The sequence below is a fragment of the Capnocytophaga sp. oral taxon 335 str. F0486 genome (assembly GCF_000277665.1).
Taxonomy (GTDB): domain Bacteria; phylum Bacteroidota; class Bacteroidia; order Flavobacteriales; family Flavobacteriaceae; genus Capnocytophaga; species Capnocytophaga ochracea.
The window spans coordinates 52,649-67,824 of the sequence record NZ_AKFR01000037.1 but is presented as its reverse complement, the minus strand read 5'-3'; the positions used below and the strand labels follow the sequence as shown (position 1 = coordinate 67,824).

The window sequence follows — 15,176 nt, the reverse complement described above, 5'->3', positions numbered from 1 at the left end:
TTTTTATATGCTTTGCCAAAGGACAAGAGCCTTTGGCAAAGTTTTTTATAGTAGAGGTAAAGCCAAGAACAATTGGTGCATTAACAAAAATATTGTATCTTTGTACTTTCATCTACAAATCATCCACTTATGAACTACCGTCTTGCCTCTCCCGCCGATGCCCGCAAAGTAGCCACTGTGCTCACCGATGCTTTTGCTAATTACAATATGTATCGCGCGGTGCTCAACTCTTTTTTTACTACCGATAGCAAGTATATCGACTATCTGAACAAATTGCATTATGTACAAGTGATGAGTAATATCCGCAAGGGCTATTGCTTGATAGCCGAAGAAAACAACGAAATTATAGCCGTCGCAGTGATGCAATCGTTGCGCTATACCCGTATTACCCTTTGGGATTACCTACGCTCAGGAGCTTTTGCGCTTTGGCGTTATGCCAAACCTACTCAATGCTTTTTACCCTTCTTAGACAAGAGCAGCGAGCACGCCAAAAAACAAACTTCTGAAAACAGATGGTATTTAGAGAGTTTTGTAGTGACTCCCGCGTGGCAAGGTAAACACATAGGAGGTAGATTTTTAGACGAAGCCGTTTTGCCTTTAGTAGCACGTGAAGGAGGTAGCCAACTTAGTTTGGTTACTAATACCGAAACAAATGTATCTTTCTACCAAAAACACGGTTTTGAGCAAATTCACCAAACCAAAATAGGAGGCGTAGATGTTTGGACGATGTTGGTGGAAGTAAAGAGTCGCTATAAAGCACCTGACTATCCTGATTAGAAGAGTAACTTGGTACTTTGAAACTTTTTTTCTACTTTTGCGCCAATATTAACCATTCACCATTCATCATTAATTATTGTTTTATATGAAATTCAACGAGTACAAACACTTAGACCTTACTAAGATAGCAGAAGAAATATTGGCTTTCTGGAAAGCCGCTAACATCTTTGAGCAGAGTATCGCCTCACGTGATGGCGCTATTCCGTTCGTGTTTTTTGAAGGACCGCCATCTGCCAATGGGGTGCCTGGTATTCACCACGTGATGGCGCGCTCTATTAAGGATATTTTCTGCCGCTATAAAACTCAGAAAGGATTTCAAGTAAAACGCAAAGCGGGGTGGGATACCCACGGCTTGCCTGTAGAACTCGGGGTAGAGAAAGAACTCGGCATTACCAAAGAAGATATAGGCAAAAAAATAAGCGTAGAGGACTATAACAAGGCTTGCAAAGAAGCCGTGATGCGCTATACCGATATCTGGAATGACCTTACCGAGAAAATAGGCTACTGGGTGGATATGGAAGACCCTTATATCACCTATAAACCCAAATATATGGAAAGCGTGTGGTGGCTTTTGAAACAGCTCTACAATAAAGGATTGCTCTACAAAGGCTACACCATTCAGCCGTACTCACCTAAGGCAGGGACAGGCTTGTCATCGCACGAGCTCAACCAACCTGGTTGCTACCGCGATGTGAGCGATACTACGGTTGTAGCACAGTTTAAAGTAAAAGCATTAGCCACAACTGCAACTAAAGCATTGGGTGACCCTACCGAACCTATCCATATCCTCGCTTGGACGACTACCCCTTGGACATTGCCTTCAAACACTGCTCTTGCCGTGGGTAAAGAGATTGAGTATGTACTTGTAAGAACCTACAATCAATATACTTTTGAGCCGATAACAATCATCATCGGCAAACCGCTTTTGGCAAAACAATTCAGCAAGAAATTCGTAGAGGGCGATGCACAAGCCTTAGCGGCTTATACGCCTGAAAGTAAGACAATTCCTTACCAAGTATTAGGAGAATGCAAAGGCGCAGACCTCGTGGGTACTACTTACGAGCAACTCATTCCTTGGTGTGTTCCTGCCGAGAATGCTGACCAAGCTTTCCGCGTGATTGCAGGTGACTTTGTTACCACCGATGACGGTACGGGTATCGTGCATATTGCGCCTACCTTTGGTGCAGACGACGCCCGTGTAGCCAAAGAATACGGTGTGCCCCCAATGCTCGTAAAAGATGCGCACGGCAATTTGATTCCGTTAATAGATTTACAAGGAAAATTTATCACAGGACACAATATTCCTGAGGCTTTTGCCGGTAAATACATCAAAAATGAGTATTACGATGCAGGGCAAGCACCTGAAAAATCGTGGGATGTGAGCCTGGCTATTCTCCTAAAAGAAGAAAACAAGGCTTTCAAAGTAGAAAAATACGTACACAGCTATCCGCACTGCTGGCGTACTGATAAACCCGTGTTGTACTACCCGCTCGACTCTTGGTTCGTACGTGTAACCGATTTCAAAGAGCGTATGTTCGACCTCAATGAAACCATCAACTGGAAACCTAAGGCTACCGGTGAAGGGCGTTTTGGCAACTGGCTTAAAAATGCTAACGACTGGAACCTTTCACGTTCGCGCTATTGGGGGATCCCGTTACCTATTTGGCGTACAGCCGATAAACAAGAGGAAATCTGCATAGGTTCGGTAGAAGAACTAAAAGCCGAAATACAAAAAGCTATCGTGGCAGGTGTGATGACTGCCGACCCTTATAAAGATTTTGTAGTGGGCGACAAGTCCGAAAGCAATTACGACAAGGTAGATTTACACAAAAATATCGTAGATAACATAGTGCTCGTGTCGCCTTCGGGCAAGCCAATGCACCGCGAAACTGACCTTATCGACGTATGGTTCGATTCTGGGTCTATGCCGTATGCACAATGGCACTATCCTTTTGAAAATAAAGAATTTATCGATAACCATACTGCTTACCCAGCCGACTTTATAGCCGAAGGGGTAGACCAAACACGCGGTTGGTTCTATACACTTCACGCGATTGGTACTTCGGTATTCAACAGTGTGGCGTACAAAAATGTAGTGTCTAACGGTTTGGTACTCGACAAGAACGGACAAAAGATGTCCAAACGCTTGGGCAATGCAGTAGACCCATTCACTACCATAGCCGAGTATGGCGCCGATGCTACTCGCTGGTATATGATTTCTAACGCTAACCCTTGGGATAATCTCAAATTCGACTTGGAAGGAGTAGCCGAAGTGCGCCGTAAATTCTTCGGTACGCTCTACAACACTTATTCATTCTTTGCGCTCTATGCCAATACCGACAGCTTTACTTATGCTGAAGCTGACATACCACTGGCTGAACGCCCTGAAATAGACCACTGGATACTTTCGGAACTCAATACCCTCATCAAAGAAGTAGATGCGCTCTATGCCGATTATGAGCCTACCCGCGCTACCCGTGCTATCTCCGATTTTGTACAAGAAAACCTCAGTAACTGGTACGTGCGCTTATCACGCCGCCGTTTCTGGAAAGGGGAATACGAAACCGATAAAATAGCCGCTTACCAAACGCTTTACACCTGCCTTATAACCATCGCTAAACTGATGGCTCCTGTAGCGCCTTTCTATGCCGATAGATTGTACAAAGACTTGGTGAGCGTTACCGGTAAAGAAAATAAAGAAAGTGTACACCTCACTGATTTCCCTGTGGCTAACGAAAGTTACATCGATAAGTCATTGGAAAGCAAGATGCAGAAAGCACAGACCATCTCGTCCTTAGTACTATCATTGCGCAAGAAAGAAAGCATCAAGGTGCGTCAGCCACTGCAAAAGATAATGATACCGATAGCCAACGCCACTGAGCGTGCTGAAATAGAAGCCGTAGCAAATCTTATCAAGCACGAGGTGAATGTGAAGGAAATAGAGCTTTTGGAAGATGCCTCAGGTATATTGGTAAAACAAATCAAACCGAACTTCAAGACCTTAGGACCTAAGTTTGGTAAAGATATGAAAGCCATTGCCACAGCGGTACAAGAATTTGGTCAGCAGGAAATAGCACAGTTTGAAAAAGCACAAACGTACAGCTTGCAACTGCCTGACAAAACGGTTACTTTGAGTTTGGACGATGTAGAAATCAGCACCCAAGATATAGAAGGCTGGTTGGTTGCCACCGCTGGTAGTCTATTGGTAGCATTAGATATTCACATCACCCCCGAACTGCGCCAAGAAGGTATCGCTCGCGAGTTGGTGAACCGCATTCAGAATATCCGCAAGGACAATGATTACGACATCACCGACCGCATACAAATACGCCTCCAAGCGCACACTGCCCTACAAGAGGCAGTAACTGCCAACGAAGCTTACATCAAGAACGAAACCCTTACTGACAGCATCTCTTTTGTAGATAGCCTGCCAGAGGGTGAAGAAATAGCATTCGATGAAGTAACGACAAGAATAGTTGTTAGCCGGTCGTAATACAACAAGCTGTCACACACTTTGCCAATATCCCTAGATTTTGGCAAAGTGATAAGAAAAGCGCGATGTTTAAAATGATAAACATCGCGCTTTTTCATTGACTAATTCTCCAATTTCTCTTCTCTTTTCTTTCGATTTATCACCCTCAAAACTGCCTTTTTTACTTAACTCTTAACTCCTCATTCTTAACTACTTATATACCCTTTCTATACCAATCGTCCAAGATTCGCATAAGCTTCCTATAAGCTCTCTATAAGCTAACCCCACCCATCTTACAGCTCATTTTTTACCTTTTACCTCAACACGTCCTTCCGTTATTTTCCGTTTCCTTCCGAATCCTCCAACCCTTCCTCTAAACTGTCCGACTCGTCTGAAAAGTCGGCCCCGCCCATTCCCCTTGGTGGTATTATTGGCATTTCTGGTATTTCTGGCATTATTAGCTTTTACCCCATTTTCTAATTAAAAGTATATTTCAAAAAGTGTTTAGGTACTGAAAACTTTTATTTTTAGAATCAGAAAGATAAAAAAGTGAGGTTCAACGGCAGAAATTTTTAGAGCATTTATAACTTATAAAAATGTATTTGTCCTAACTTTATAACTATCAAAACGTTCACTAAAATTGTTAATAACTGTGTTGATAACTATTTTGTTTTTGTTGAAAACTTATCGCTTTATTCCGTATCTTTGCCCCAGCAACTAAGGAAAAAACACTTCCCCTTTTTAGGGAACTTATAAAAGCAACATTATTCAATGCGTTATAAATGAGTGATTTATATAAATCACTCAGCACTTTCTTTCTCTCTAACTAAAAGAGGAGGGTTAAAAATAAACTCATTAGGCTATGCTTGTATTATATAAACATTCCTAATACATCACATACTTGAAAATTGTTAATAAAATAGAGAAATTACTGACCATTATCATTACAACTTGAAAGCTTAATGCTCAAGAAATTAAAATTTGTATCTGAAATAATAATAAAATAAAAAATTATGTCTAAATTCACTAAGCTTACAGCTGAACAGCTTCAAACAAAGCGTAATTTCATCGAAAATTACCTACAATCTCACAATGCCGCTACGGGGTCTCTCTTCGATGCCAATGCCAATGTGGCACATAAAAACATCGCTACGATGGAGGCAGAACTCAATAAAGATATCAATATCCAAGTGAACCGTTCGCTCGTGTCTCACAAAATCGAACAGCTCTTTGGCAAAGAATTAGCCGATGAGTATATCCGTCAGATTGAGGAACACGAAATCTACGTGCACGACGAAACGAGCCTCAAACCTTATTGTGTGAGCGTTTCGATGTATCCTTTGCTCTTGGACGGGCTCGTAAAACTCGGCGGTGAAAGCAAAGCTCCGCAACACTTGGCAAGCTATTGCGGGTCGTTCGTGAACTTCCTCTTTTCCGTTTCCTCTCAGTTTGCAGGAGCGGTAGCAACGGTAGAGTTCCTAATGTACTTCGACCATTTTGCGCGCAAAGACTATGGCGACGATTATCTCAATACCCACCGTGAAGTGATAGAAAACGAACTGCAACACGTAGTATACGCTATCAATCAGCCAGCAGCAGCACGTGGCTATCAGTCAGTATTTTGGAACATATCGCTGTATGACTGCCCTTATTTCGATTCGATGTTCGGTACATTCGTTTACCCCGATGGTAGCAAACCTTCTTATGAGTCTTTAGACAAGCTCCAACAGTTCTTTATGCATTGGTTTAATATCGAACGCACCAAGGCGATACTCACCTTCCCTGTAGTAACCGCAGCAATGCTCACTAAGGACAAACGCGTGTACGACGAGCATTTTGCGCGCTTCTGTGCCAAAGAGCTCAGCGAAGGGAATGCCTTCTTTGTATACCAATCGGACAACGCCGACTCCTTGGCAAGTTGCTGTCGTTTGCGCAATGAAATTTCCGATAATACCTTTAGTTATTCACTCGGGGCAGGAGGTGTTTCTACCGGTAGTATTAATGTGATAACCATTAATATGAATCGTCTATACCAAAAACACTTGTCGTTGGAACGCACCTTAGATAATATACATAAATACCAAGTAGCTTATCGCGCTATTGTTCAGGATTACAAAGATGCGGGTATGTTACCAGTGTACGATGCGGGCTTTATCTCACTTGATAAACAATTCCTCACCGTTGGTATCAACGGAATGGTGGAAGCTGCCGAGTATTTAGGGATTCGCATTTCCGACAATCCTGACTATAAGGCATTCATCAACAAAAACCTCAAACTAATTTACGACAAAAACAAGGAAGCTAAAGCCAAATACGGCTTTATGTTCAATACCGAGTTTGTACCTGCCGAGAATTTAGGTGTGAAGAATGCTGCTTGGGACAAAGCCGATGGCTTACAAGTGCCACGTGATTGCTACAATTCATATTTCTATATTGTGGAAGACAGCTCTCAAAACCTTATCGATAAGTTCTATTTGCACGGCAACGACTATATACAGTACTTAGACGGCGGTTCGGCTTACCACTGCAATCTCGAAGAATACACCACTGCCGAAGGTTTTTATAAGTTGCTAAATGTAGCCGCTAAAACGGGTTGTAACTACTTCTGCTTTAATATATGCGTAACCGTGTGCAACGATTGTGGCTATATCGATAAACACACGCACGACCACTGCACCCATTGTGGTTCTGAAAATATCGACCACGCGACACGGGTGATAGGCTATCTCAAACGCATTACTAATTTCTCTAAAGACCGACAAAAAGAAGCTAAAATACGTTACTATGGGAACGCTACGGTATAGCAGTTACGATATAGTCCTCCAAGAAGTACCCAATGAGATATCCCTGTGTTTTACCATCACAGGGTGTCCGTTAGGTTGCGAAGGGTGCCATTCCGAATATATTTGGGACGGTAGCAAAGGCTGTGCGCTTACTAATGAAGGTTTAGAACAACTGCTTAGCAAGTATGAAGATATGATAAGCTGTGTGCTGTTTATGGGAGGCGAGTGGCAGGTAGAGACCCTGCTCTCGCTTATCTTCCAAGTGAAGTGCAAACGGCTGAAAACGGCACTCTATACAGGGCTTAACCTCAAGCAAGTACAGCGCAAATACCCTGAGTTGTTAGGGTGTTTAGACTACATCAAAACCGGCAAATGGTTACCTAAACTCGGTGGCTTAGATAGCCCCACCACCAATCAAGAGTTTTTAAACCTACAAACCGGAGAGGTGATGAACAAAGTGTTTTTAAAGGTAAAAGGGAAAGCCTGACTGCAGGCGTAGCTAGGTGTGTGAATAAGAAAATAATACCAAGATTTCACACGTACAGCTATCTCTTCTTTTATTGTCGCTTGTGTGATGGGAGTGATAGACTACAAACATACGAAAGGCAAACGGGAAGTAATAAAAAAAGAACGACTTGATTAAGTCGTTCTTTTTTTATTACTTGTTTAACACTCTCCTCAGGGTAAGGGTGGCTAATACTAAATATACCAAACACAGTGCCCACATTCCCAGCCAATATGGCATAATGGTAGTGATATGAGCTCCCATCTGGGTAATAGATATAAAACCCTTGCTCCCTAAAGTAGTAGGTACAATATATGAAAAAACACTCAGCCATTCAGGCATCGCTACGGTAGGCCACGAAAAGCCAGTAAGCATCACCGCAGGCAAAGAGGTATACATAATGAGCATAATGGCGTCTTCACGTCGATGTAAAAAGTTCAGCAAGCAAAGTCCCATAAATACAATCGACAGGATAAATGGTATCATAAAAACCATAGTGCTTAGTATCGTGCTACGTACAGGAATGCCAAACAATGGCATTATAATTCCTAAAATAATGAGTAATATCACCATTGAAAAGGCTAAATAAGTAGTAGCTTTCCCCATTACAATAGGCAGAGCTCCCCAAAAACTATCGGAGTTAGGATATATTTTTTTAAGTTTATTACCCTCTCGCATCGTTCCTCCTAACATACCTACGGCAGTGAGTATGGTAGTTTGAAAGATAATCACAAGCACTATGGGAATAAGGAAAGTAGCATAACCCAAAGAGGGATTGTATAAGCTCACTACTTGGGCACTCACGGGCATTGCCTCATCGCGTGCTTGGATAGGGAGTTTGCCTTGTGCCGAAGTGCGTTTCACCTCAACCCCTGCATTCAGGTAAGTAGCCGACACTTTAGCGGCGGTAAGTATTTGCTTGTAATAAAGCATATAAGAAGCATCGGCATAGACCGATATAGTAGGTTGTTCTCCGCGTTGTAGGTCACGTGCAAAACCGTTGGGAATGGCTACTATCCCCCGTATTTTCTCCTGCTGAAAGGCCTTTTCAGCTTCGGTGAGGTTGAGGTAACTGCTGTAAATAGCGGTCTGACTCGTGGCATCAATCATACGCAACAACTGACGGCTTTGCGCAGTATTATCCTCATCTACTACTCCAATAGGAAGCTCTTGCAAAGTCTCTTCGGAATAGAGATAAGTATAGATGAACGACACGGCAATCGCTACAATTACAAACGAAAAGGACACCGCCTTGTCGCGGAATATATATTTGGCTTCCCAAAGCATTGCACGAGTGAAATCGGCTGAACTTTGATATATGTAACTTCTAAACTGTTTCATAACCTCCTGATTTTATCTTTTTCACAAACATAGGATAAGCCACTATAAGCAACAGTCCAAAGAGCAATAATGCCAGAAGCGGTTGCCACGTCATCTCTACAGGAATGCCCTTAATGGCGCGATTTACATAGTATTTCATAAAATGAGCATATGGAAAGATTTGCGCTAAATACTGCATACTCTTAGGAAGCCCTTCCATAGGAAAAGTATAAGCCGCAAATGAGAAGGCAATCGCTGTAAAACCACTGCCTATGGTAAGTGCCGACCTAAAATTAGGCAATATAGAAACGAGTGCAATACCTATAATCTGATAGATTACTACTAAGGCAAAAGTAATAAGCACCACATTCAGCATTGGGATATGCAAAGGAGCCCCAATAAGCTCAAAAAGGAGGTAATTCATCCACCACGCTACAAAAAAGAGCACTAAGGTATAAGGCAAGAGTTTCCCCACAAGGGCTTTCAGCGGACTGCCACCTGCTTGTTTGAGCCACTGTTTCCCTCGATGGTAACGAAACTCGACCCCCAATACATACACCGTTACCATCATTACAATCATTTGGAGCATCATCGGCAAGAGTGCTGTGAGCAGGTAATAGGCATAATTAGAATAAGGATTGTATAGACCGTGGTCGTCTACCTTTACGGTTTGAGCTTCAGCACGTACCTTCTCGGTTTGTTGCCCTTTTTGCATTTTCTTTTTCATCACCAGTCCGGCAGAGAACATTCCTACAGTAGTTTGAAAATCCTTTTGGATAAGACTTGCCCCCAGCATAAACTGACTATTGGTATAGCAAATCACCGATTGGTTTTCACCTTTGAATAGTTTCTGCTGAAAGTCGGTAGGAATGACGATAAAGCCCATAATCTGTTGTTGCTGGATAAGGCGTTGGGCTTCTTGTTCATCGGTGAGTTTGATTTTTAGGTCTATATTGGGCGTAGCATCAAGCATACGCAAAAGGTTCTCGGACAGCTGACTTTGGTCGTAATTGATATACGCCATAGGCAGGTCGCGTGGTACTCCTTTGTAAAATACCGCCGCAAAGAACCCAAAGATTACAAAAGGGAACACCAAAACGTAAAACAGTCGTTTGGGTGATAGGAAAAGGTTCTTGCATTCGGTTTTAAAATACTTCATAGTATAATTAGCAAACTAGTTCATTTGTATAGCTTTGAGAAAGCCTTCGGTGTGTAGGGTATAGAAAAACTGTATATTCTCTTCGGGGACATCGCCTAAAGCACGCAGTACACTTACCGCAAAATGCAATGCACTATCCCCCTTGGCGGTTACTACCTTGTGATCAGTTACGGCTTCATTGGCGGTAAGTACGAAATTCTCGCCATTGGTATAAAGTGTGGCATCTTTTATCTCATCAAAAGTATTAGCGGTATGTTTCACATCATTCAGCAAACCATTCACAGCACAAAAGCGTGCGCTATCACAAATAGCTCCTAACACTTTGCCATTGGCTTTTATCTTTTGGGCAAGGGTTACCAGCTGAGAGGTTTGCTCCTTAGAAAGATTATGCCACGAACCTTCTGCCCCAATAAATATGAGAGCCGAAATATCTTCGGGAATTTCCCAGATACTAAGGTCGGGTAAGGCTTTGAGATTGCCGATGGAGGTTTTCACCTCTTTATCGGTTGAAGCATACAAAACAGAGTATTGCTCTGTACCTAATTGTTTTTCGCCAAGGGCAGCAGAAAGATAAGCTAGCTCCCAATTAGCAAACTTGTCTAAAATGATGAATATGATTTTTTTCATATGATGTTATATGTGTTTCTAAAAAGTTACCAACTTGGTAACTTTTTGTAAGTGGTTAATTGTAAGTTGATTATATTTCTTCAGCGTCTTCTAAGTTTTCTATTAAGATAGGGTTTTCTTCTTTAAAATGAAAAGAAATTCCATAAGGCTCGCAAAAGCTGAAACCACCTTCAGCAAAATGCAATATCCATTCTTTGTTGTCATAAAATAGGAACTGCGGACTTTCAAAAGGAACTTCTTGCAAGGGAACACTTAGCAATTGTTTTTCTTCTTCTGAAAGATGAAAGCCATCTGAGCATATCAGCAGTTGTTCTTGAAAATAAGAAAGAGCTTTGGCAACCAACTTATCTGCACTGACAAGGATTTGTTCAATAAAAGCAATAGTATCTGCTGTGATGATTTTACTTTTGCTAAACAAAGAAAAAGGCAGCTGTAAAGTTTCTTTATAGAAATCACTTTTCCACTGATATGAAGCCTCCCAAAAATACTCGTCTCCCACTTTTTGTGAGAAGGTAAGAGTGCCAAACTTGGTGGTATAATTAGATGTGTTCATTGCTTTAACCAATTAATTTCTTCTTTACTAAGGAGAAAATATTTATATACAAAGTTTTCGAAGGCTTCTTGTTCGCTATCAAAAGACTGTTCATCACAGAAGCAACGAGTATCGGCAAGGCATACCGCCCATTGGTTTTCTCGTTGCAGAAGACAAGTGTTATCCACAGCTACATTTCCTTGCTCAAAAGTATTTGTTTTAAAATAGCACTGAGCAGGGTTATAGTTCAAGTTTTCTAAAGCTTGTAACAACTCTTTGAATGTGGGAATAGGGAGTTGTTCTTTTATCTGGGCTAAAAGTTGTTGTCTTTTCTTCCTTTCTTGTTTGTTTTTCTTGGAAAACCAAATGAGTATAAACGCCCAAGCCAAAACAGCTGTTAATAGAGGGGCAAGTATATTGTAATTCACAAGAGCATTCCACATAGGCTTTTAGGTTTATTCAGATATAATGAACAAAATTGAGGCTATTCTGAGGGTGATTTTGTTATTGTCTTCTTGTTTTTAACGAGTGTTGTAATTCCTAATACAAAAAATAATACCAAAGAAAGTACCACAAAGATACATTTCATAAGAGAAAAATAGGGCGCTAAGGTCTCTATCCATAAGTTTTCAGGATAGTGTGTGAGCATTGTAATGGTACTAAAATTTTCTGAATAATCAGAAATACCTCCTATTATTGGGAAATATGATAAGAAAAGGAGCTTTCTTTGGCTGAGTTTTTCTAAAAAGAAACGTATCAGTTGATAGTAGGTAATAGCAAACAGACCGGGATATATCATATCCACAGGAATTTGCCGGTATAAATAGAAATGGCGACCTTCTTCACCTAAACGCCTAAATAGCTCTTGAATGTAAGTAGCATCATAAAACGGAGGCACATCTAAAATATCCATTCCTCCAGCCATTGCTTTAAGAGCTGGTACGGTTACCAACATCAAATAGGCATATACTGAAGTAGTAATGATAAAAAGTATCCAAAGTTTTTTCTTTTTCATTTCTAATTAATTTTTGTTGTTTTTCTAAATTATCACGGATATTCCCAATCCTAAGAAAGATTACGGAGTTTACACCCCTAACGCTTCTCTTTCCTTCTTTGGTACTTTGGCAAGTACTTGGTTGTAAGAGTGCTGTACCATTTCTTTGATAAGGACTTCAGGCAGACTCTCTAAAAGTACAGTATTCCAATGTTTTTTGTTGAGGTGGTAGCCTGCTACAATCTTATCGGGGTATTGCTCGCGGAGCTCTACCGCACGCTCAGGTTCGCATTTGAGGCTAACACTCATAGGCACGCGGTTTAGGTTTATCAGTGCAAAGATACGATTTGCTATGCGGAAGACCAAAAAGTCTTCCCCGAAAGGCATATCCTCAGTAGTGTGAGGTAAAGTTAAGCAAAAACCTCTAAAGGTTTCTATGTTCATTTCTTCCGAATGTTATATAATTCTCCGCCACTATCACTGTCTTTATAAATCAAGACCCTATCGCCCCAAAGGTCTTTTATTTGTATTATTTTCCGTGAGCTTTTGGTGTTCCATTTAAATTGGATTGAGTCATTGCCTATCTTAAAAGTATAGTATTTATAGCCGTAAGGATAAAACCAAAATGCAAAATGATTTCCTCCGCCCTGATTCCCCAAAACTACCTGATCAAATGAGTACAAATTATTGGTGATTTTATTATCTACTAAATTATAGCTTGGTGTTTGGGTATATTCTATTTCATAAAAAGTATTGTATTTATAATCTTCCGTAAAATATTCGCCTTTGCTTCCTATGCACACAATAGACGTGAAACCTACAGGAATTATTTTTTGTATTACACCTAATTGCTTGTCAATATATTGTCTGCCTATCTTTCTAATAGCTTCTAAATCATATTTTCCATTCTTATCTTTTGGAATAGAGTAGTTTTTAATAATACTATCGTGGCCTAAATACTGTAATTCCTTTACTTTTTCAGCTTTTGTCCAAGGATAAGTGTATTTATAGATAATATCCTTATATTTTTCGCCTATGACCTTGTCATAAAATGTTTTATTTCCCTGAAAAACACCTTTAGCATTTATCTTTTGTTTGATTTTAAAGTTTTTATCAAGTAAAAACCAATCGTATTCTTTGTTTAAATATATAAAATCGTCAGTTGGGTCGTAGATAATCCTATCAGAGCTCATAACATCTTCTTCAGTAAGTAGTGTATCTACTATAAAAAGATTTTTGTCAAAGCCGTTAAATTCAGGAATCTCAGGGTGCTTGTCTTTCCCTGGTACTTCATAACCGCAACTGCTATATAAAAATAGTATTGCTAATAAAATTACTGTTTTCATATGTGAATTATTGTTTTATTCTGGTTATCTTTCGCTGAAAGCTTAAACAGATTTCTTCTATTGATGTTTGCTTAGTATTAAACACGAACTAGGAGAAACGTCCCAGTAGAGGATAATTTATTAGTGAACCAATTGTAAATTTGTTAATTAGCTAATTGCCAAATTACTCTTCACCATCTTGTATTTCTTCCTTTCTCCTTCAACAGTGGCTACTACTTTAAAACCGAGTTTTGTATAAAGACCTTTAGCTATGGGGTTGTCATCAAATACATTTAGGCTAATAGAATGAACTCTTTTATCCTCAAAAAGCATTGCGATAAATAACTGCATTGCTGAGGCGCCTAATCCTTTTCCTGTAAGCGAAGGATTGATAAGAAATCTACCAATATGTACGTTGCTCCCTTCTACTCTTATTTGCTGAATCATCCCTATAAAACTACCCTCTACCTCAATACGATAACAATGAGACAAAGCATTGAGCGCTTCCATTGTAAGAGGATAAGGCAAAGCATCTCCTGCCCATTGTTGCAAGAAATCAGCGCCTTTGCTATTTGTCCAATGTATAATAGCTTGCTTATCTTTAGTTGATAACCCTTCAGTTATTCTCATTTTTCACTTACTAATACCGACATTCCTGGTCTTAAATCCTTTACTTTTTGGGTAGGGTAGGCTTTGATAGCGAAAGTTTTCTTGTCGAAGTCGCCTTTGCTTTTGGTAGCTGTCCAAGTAGCGAAATCGGCTTGTACGGCTATGTGTTTTACTTCTAATTCTATCTCCTGATTGCCCAAAGCGGGCACGATGCCTTTGAATTTAGTGCCTATCTTGAAATCTGCCATTTTATCTTCGCGTATGTTGAACACCACCCACTCGTCCTGAGTATCGATGAGGTTCATCACAGGGTAACCCGCATTCACGATTTCGCCTTCGTTGGGGATAATGGTTTGTATCTCGGCATCGGCAGGAGCGAACACTTTAGCACCATCTTTATAGGCATTTACCTCAGTAATGACCCCTTGCGCTTGAGCTACAAGGGCTCGGGCAGCGGTTTTATCCTCTACACGAGCTCCGTTTTTCGCCATTTCGTATTGTGATTTGGCTGCTTCGGCTTGTTTTTGTAAGGCAACCATTTGGGTATAAGCCTCATCTTTCTTTTGGGCAGGTAATACTTTATCGTTATAAAGGTTGCTCACACGCTGATAGGTTTTTTCAGCGAGCTGGGCAGCCGCTTCGGCTTGTTGCCATACATTGTAAGCCCCTTGAATTTGTTCGCTACGAGCACCGCGTTGTGCTTTGTCGGATTGAGCTTGTGCTGCCAAACGTGCCGCTTCGGCTTGAGAGAGTTTGGCATCGAGTTCAGTGCTTTCGAGTTCTAAAAGGAGGTCGCCTTTGTGCACTTGGTCGCCTTCCTGCTTGTAGATAGCTTTCACCCTACCAGGTACTTTTGGGGCAACGTTGATTTGTTTGGCTTCTACTTGTCCTTGCAAATATACAGGTTCGCGGTTACTAAAAAAGTAGATAGAAAGAATAAGAACTACTGCAAATACAGTGATTGTTACAATAAGACCGATGATGTTTTTCTTTTTCATTGTTTATTTAGTTAAGAGTTTATGAGAGGCACGAGCTACAAGCTCGCGCCAGCGTATGTTAAGAGCATTTGTGTC

14 protein-coding genes are annotated in these 15,176 nt (G+C 40.8%); 4 read left to right on the top strand and 10 right to left on the bottom strand.

Annotation, left to right across the window (positions count from 1 at the left end; translation table 11 throughout):
• Positions 1–129: 129 nt before the first annotated feature.
• The 4 genes from HMPREF1320_RS10220 to nrdG all read left to right on the top strand — a co-directional run bounded on the left by HMPREF1320_RS10220 (position 130) and on the right by nrdG (position 7,519).
• The gene (locus HMPREF1320_RS10220; RefSeq protein WP_009418602.1) at positions 130–777 is read left to right on the top strand and encodes a GNAT family N-acetyltransferase; all 648 of its coding nucleotides are present in this window, start codon (positions 130–132) and stop codon (positions 775–777) included.
• A gap of 85 nt (positions 778–862) precedes the next feature.
• Positions 863–4,270 carry an isoleucine--tRNA ligase gene (gene ileS, locus HMPREF1320_RS10215; protein ID WP_009418562.1) on the top strand — a complete coding sequence of 1,136 codons (3,408 nt, stop codon included), beginning with the start codon at positions 863–865 and terminating at the stop codon, positions 4,268–4,270.
• A gap of 992 nt (positions 4,271–5,262) precedes the next feature.
• Positions 5,263–7,053, top strand: coding sequence for an anaerobic ribonucleoside-triphosphate reductase (gene nrdD, locus HMPREF1320_RS10210; RefSeq protein WP_009418597.1), 1,791 nt, complete (start codon positions 5,263–5,265; stop codon positions 7,051–7,053).
• Complete coding sequence (nrdG, locus tag HMPREF1320_RS10205) at positions 7,034–7,519, top strand: anaerobic ribonucleoside-triphosphate reductase activating protein (RefSeq protein ID WP_009418616.1); 486 nt, start codon at positions 7,034–7,036, stop codon at positions 7,517–7,519. Before nrdD ends, nrdG begins: the two co-directional genes overlap by 20 nt.
• A gap of 171 nt (positions 7,520–7,690) precedes the next feature.
• On the opposite strand, the gene HMPREF1320_RS10200 is transcribed toward nrdG, so the two are convergent.
• From HMPREF1320_RS10200 to HMPREF1320_RS10155, 10 genes are all read right to left on the bottom strand, one after another.
• A complete protein-coding gene (locus tag HMPREF1320_RS10200; protein ID WP_009418594.1) occupies positions 7,691–8,878 on the bottom strand; it encodes an ABC transporter permease in 1,188 nt (395 codons plus the stop codon).
• On the bottom strand, positions 8,865–10,016 hold the full coding sequence (locus HMPREF1320_RS10195) for an ABC transporter permease (protein WP_009418588.1): 1,152 nt from the start codon (positions 10,014–10,016) through the stop codon (positions 8,865–8,867). The genes HMPREF1320_RS10200 and HMPREF1320_RS10195 overlap by 14 nt, the downstream gene beginning before the upstream one ends.
• A gap of 15 nt (positions 10,017–10,031) precedes the next feature.
• Positions 10,032–10,643: a DJ-1/PfpI family protein gene (locus HMPREF1320_RS10190; protein WP_009418574.1), complete on the bottom strand. Its 612-nt coding sequence runs from the start codon at positions 10,641–10,643 to the stop codon at positions 10,032–10,034.
• A 70-nt stretch (positions 10,644–10,713) separates the two neighbouring features.
• The gene (locus HMPREF1320_RS10185) at positions 10,714–11,196 is read right to left on the bottom strand and encodes a hypothetical protein (RefSeq protein WP_034554549.1); all 483 of its coding nucleotides are present in this window, start codon (positions 11,194–11,196) and stop codon (positions 10,714–10,716) included.
• The gene (locus tag HMPREF1320_RS10180) at positions 11,193–11,618 is read right to left on the bottom strand and encodes a hypothetical protein (RefSeq protein ID WP_009418561.1); all 426 of its coding nucleotides are present in this window, start codon (positions 11,616–11,618) and stop codon (positions 11,193–11,195) included. Before HMPREF1320_RS10180 ends, HMPREF1320_RS10185 begins: the two co-directional genes overlap by 4 nt.
• Before the next feature lie 41 nt (positions 11,619–11,659).
• A complete protein-coding gene (locus tag HMPREF1320_RS10175) occupies positions 11,660–12,190 on the bottom strand; it encodes a hypothetical protein (RefSeq protein WP_009418559.1) in 531 nt (176 codons plus the stop codon).
• 69 nt (positions 12,191–12,259) lie between these two features.
• Positions 12,260–12,613 carry an MmcQ/YjbR family DNA-binding protein gene (locus tag HMPREF1320_RS10170; RefSeq protein WP_009418617.1) on the bottom strand — a complete coding sequence of 118 codons (354 nt, stop codon included), beginning with the start codon at positions 12,611–12,613 and terminating at the stop codon, positions 12,260–12,262.
• Entirely contained in the window at positions 12,610–13,515 is a 906-nt protein-coding gene (locus HMPREF1320_RS10165; RefSeq protein ID WP_009418587.1) for a hypothetical protein, read from the bottom strand. Before HMPREF1320_RS10165 ends, HMPREF1320_RS10170 begins: the two co-directional genes overlap by 4 nt.
• Before the next feature lie 147 nt (positions 13,516–13,662).
• Positions 13,663–14,124 (bottom strand): GNAT family N-acetyltransferase, encoded by a 462-nt coding sequence (locus tag HMPREF1320_RS10160; protein ID WP_009418583.1) that lies wholly within the window; start codon positions 14,122–14,124, stop codon positions 13,663–13,665.
• Positions 14,121–15,101, bottom strand: coding sequence for an HlyD family secretion protein (locus HMPREF1320_RS10155; RefSeq protein WP_009418629.1), 981 nt, complete (start codon positions 15,099–15,101; stop codon positions 14,121–14,123). Before HMPREF1320_RS10155 ends, HMPREF1320_RS10160 begins: the two co-directional genes overlap by 4 nt.
• Between the last annotated feature and the right edge of the window lie 75 nt (positions 15,102–15,176).

Bases quoted from the DNA above. Each gene is read 5' to 3' on its own strand.
- HMPREF1320_RS10220 (WP_009418602.1), top strand. From the start codon at position 130: ATGAACTACCGTCTTGCCTCTCCCGCCGATGCCCGCAAAGTAGCCACT.
- ileS (WP_009418562.1), top strand. From the start codon at position 863: ATGAAATTCAACGAGTACAAACACTTAGACCTTACTAAGATAGCAGAA.
- nrdD (WP_009418597.1), top strand. From the start codon at position 5,263: ATGTCTAAATTCACTAAGCTTACAGCTGAACAGCTTCAAACAAAGCGT.
- nrdG (WP_009418616.1), top strand. From the start codon at position 7,034: ATGGGAACGCTACGGTATAGCAGTTACGATATAGTCCTCCAAGAAGTA.
- HMPREF1320_RS10200 (WP_009418594.1), bottom strand. From the start codon at position 8,878: ATGAAACAGTTTAGAAGTTACATATATCAAAGTTCAGCCGATTTCACT.
- HMPREF1320_RS10195 (WP_009418588.1), bottom strand. From the start codon at position 10,016: ATGAAGTATTTTAAAACCGAATGCAAGAACCTTTTCCTATCACCCAAA.
- HMPREF1320_RS10190 (WP_009418574.1), bottom strand. From the start codon at position 10,643: ATGAAAAAAATCATATTCATCATTTTAGACAAGTTTGCTAATTGGGAG.
- HMPREF1320_RS10185 (WP_034554549.1), bottom strand. From the start codon at position 11,196: ATGAACACATCTAATTATACCACCAAGTTTGGCACTCTTACCTTCTCA.
- HMPREF1320_RS10180 (WP_009418561.1), bottom strand. From the start codon at position 11,618: ATGTGGAATGCTCTTGTGAATTACAATATACTTGCCCCTCTATTAACA.
- HMPREF1320_RS10175 (WP_009418559.1), bottom strand. From the start codon at position 12,190: ATGAAAAAGAAAAAACTTTGGATACTTTTTATCATTACTACTTCAGTA.
- HMPREF1320_RS10170 (WP_009418617.1), bottom strand. From the start codon at position 12,613: ATGAACATAGAAACCTTTAGAGGTTTTTGCTTAACTTTACCTCACACT.
- HMPREF1320_RS10165 (WP_009418587.1), bottom strand. From the start codon at position 13,515: ATGAAAACAGTAATTTTATTAGCAATACTATTTTTATATAGCAGTTGC.
- HMPREF1320_RS10160 (WP_009418583.1), bottom strand. From the start codon at position 14,124: ATGAGAATAACTGAAGGGTTATCAACTAAAGATAAGCAAGCTATTATA.
- HMPREF1320_RS10155 (WP_009418629.1), bottom strand. From the start codon at position 15,101: ATGAAAAAGAAAAACATCATCGGTCTTATTGTAACAATCACTGTATTT.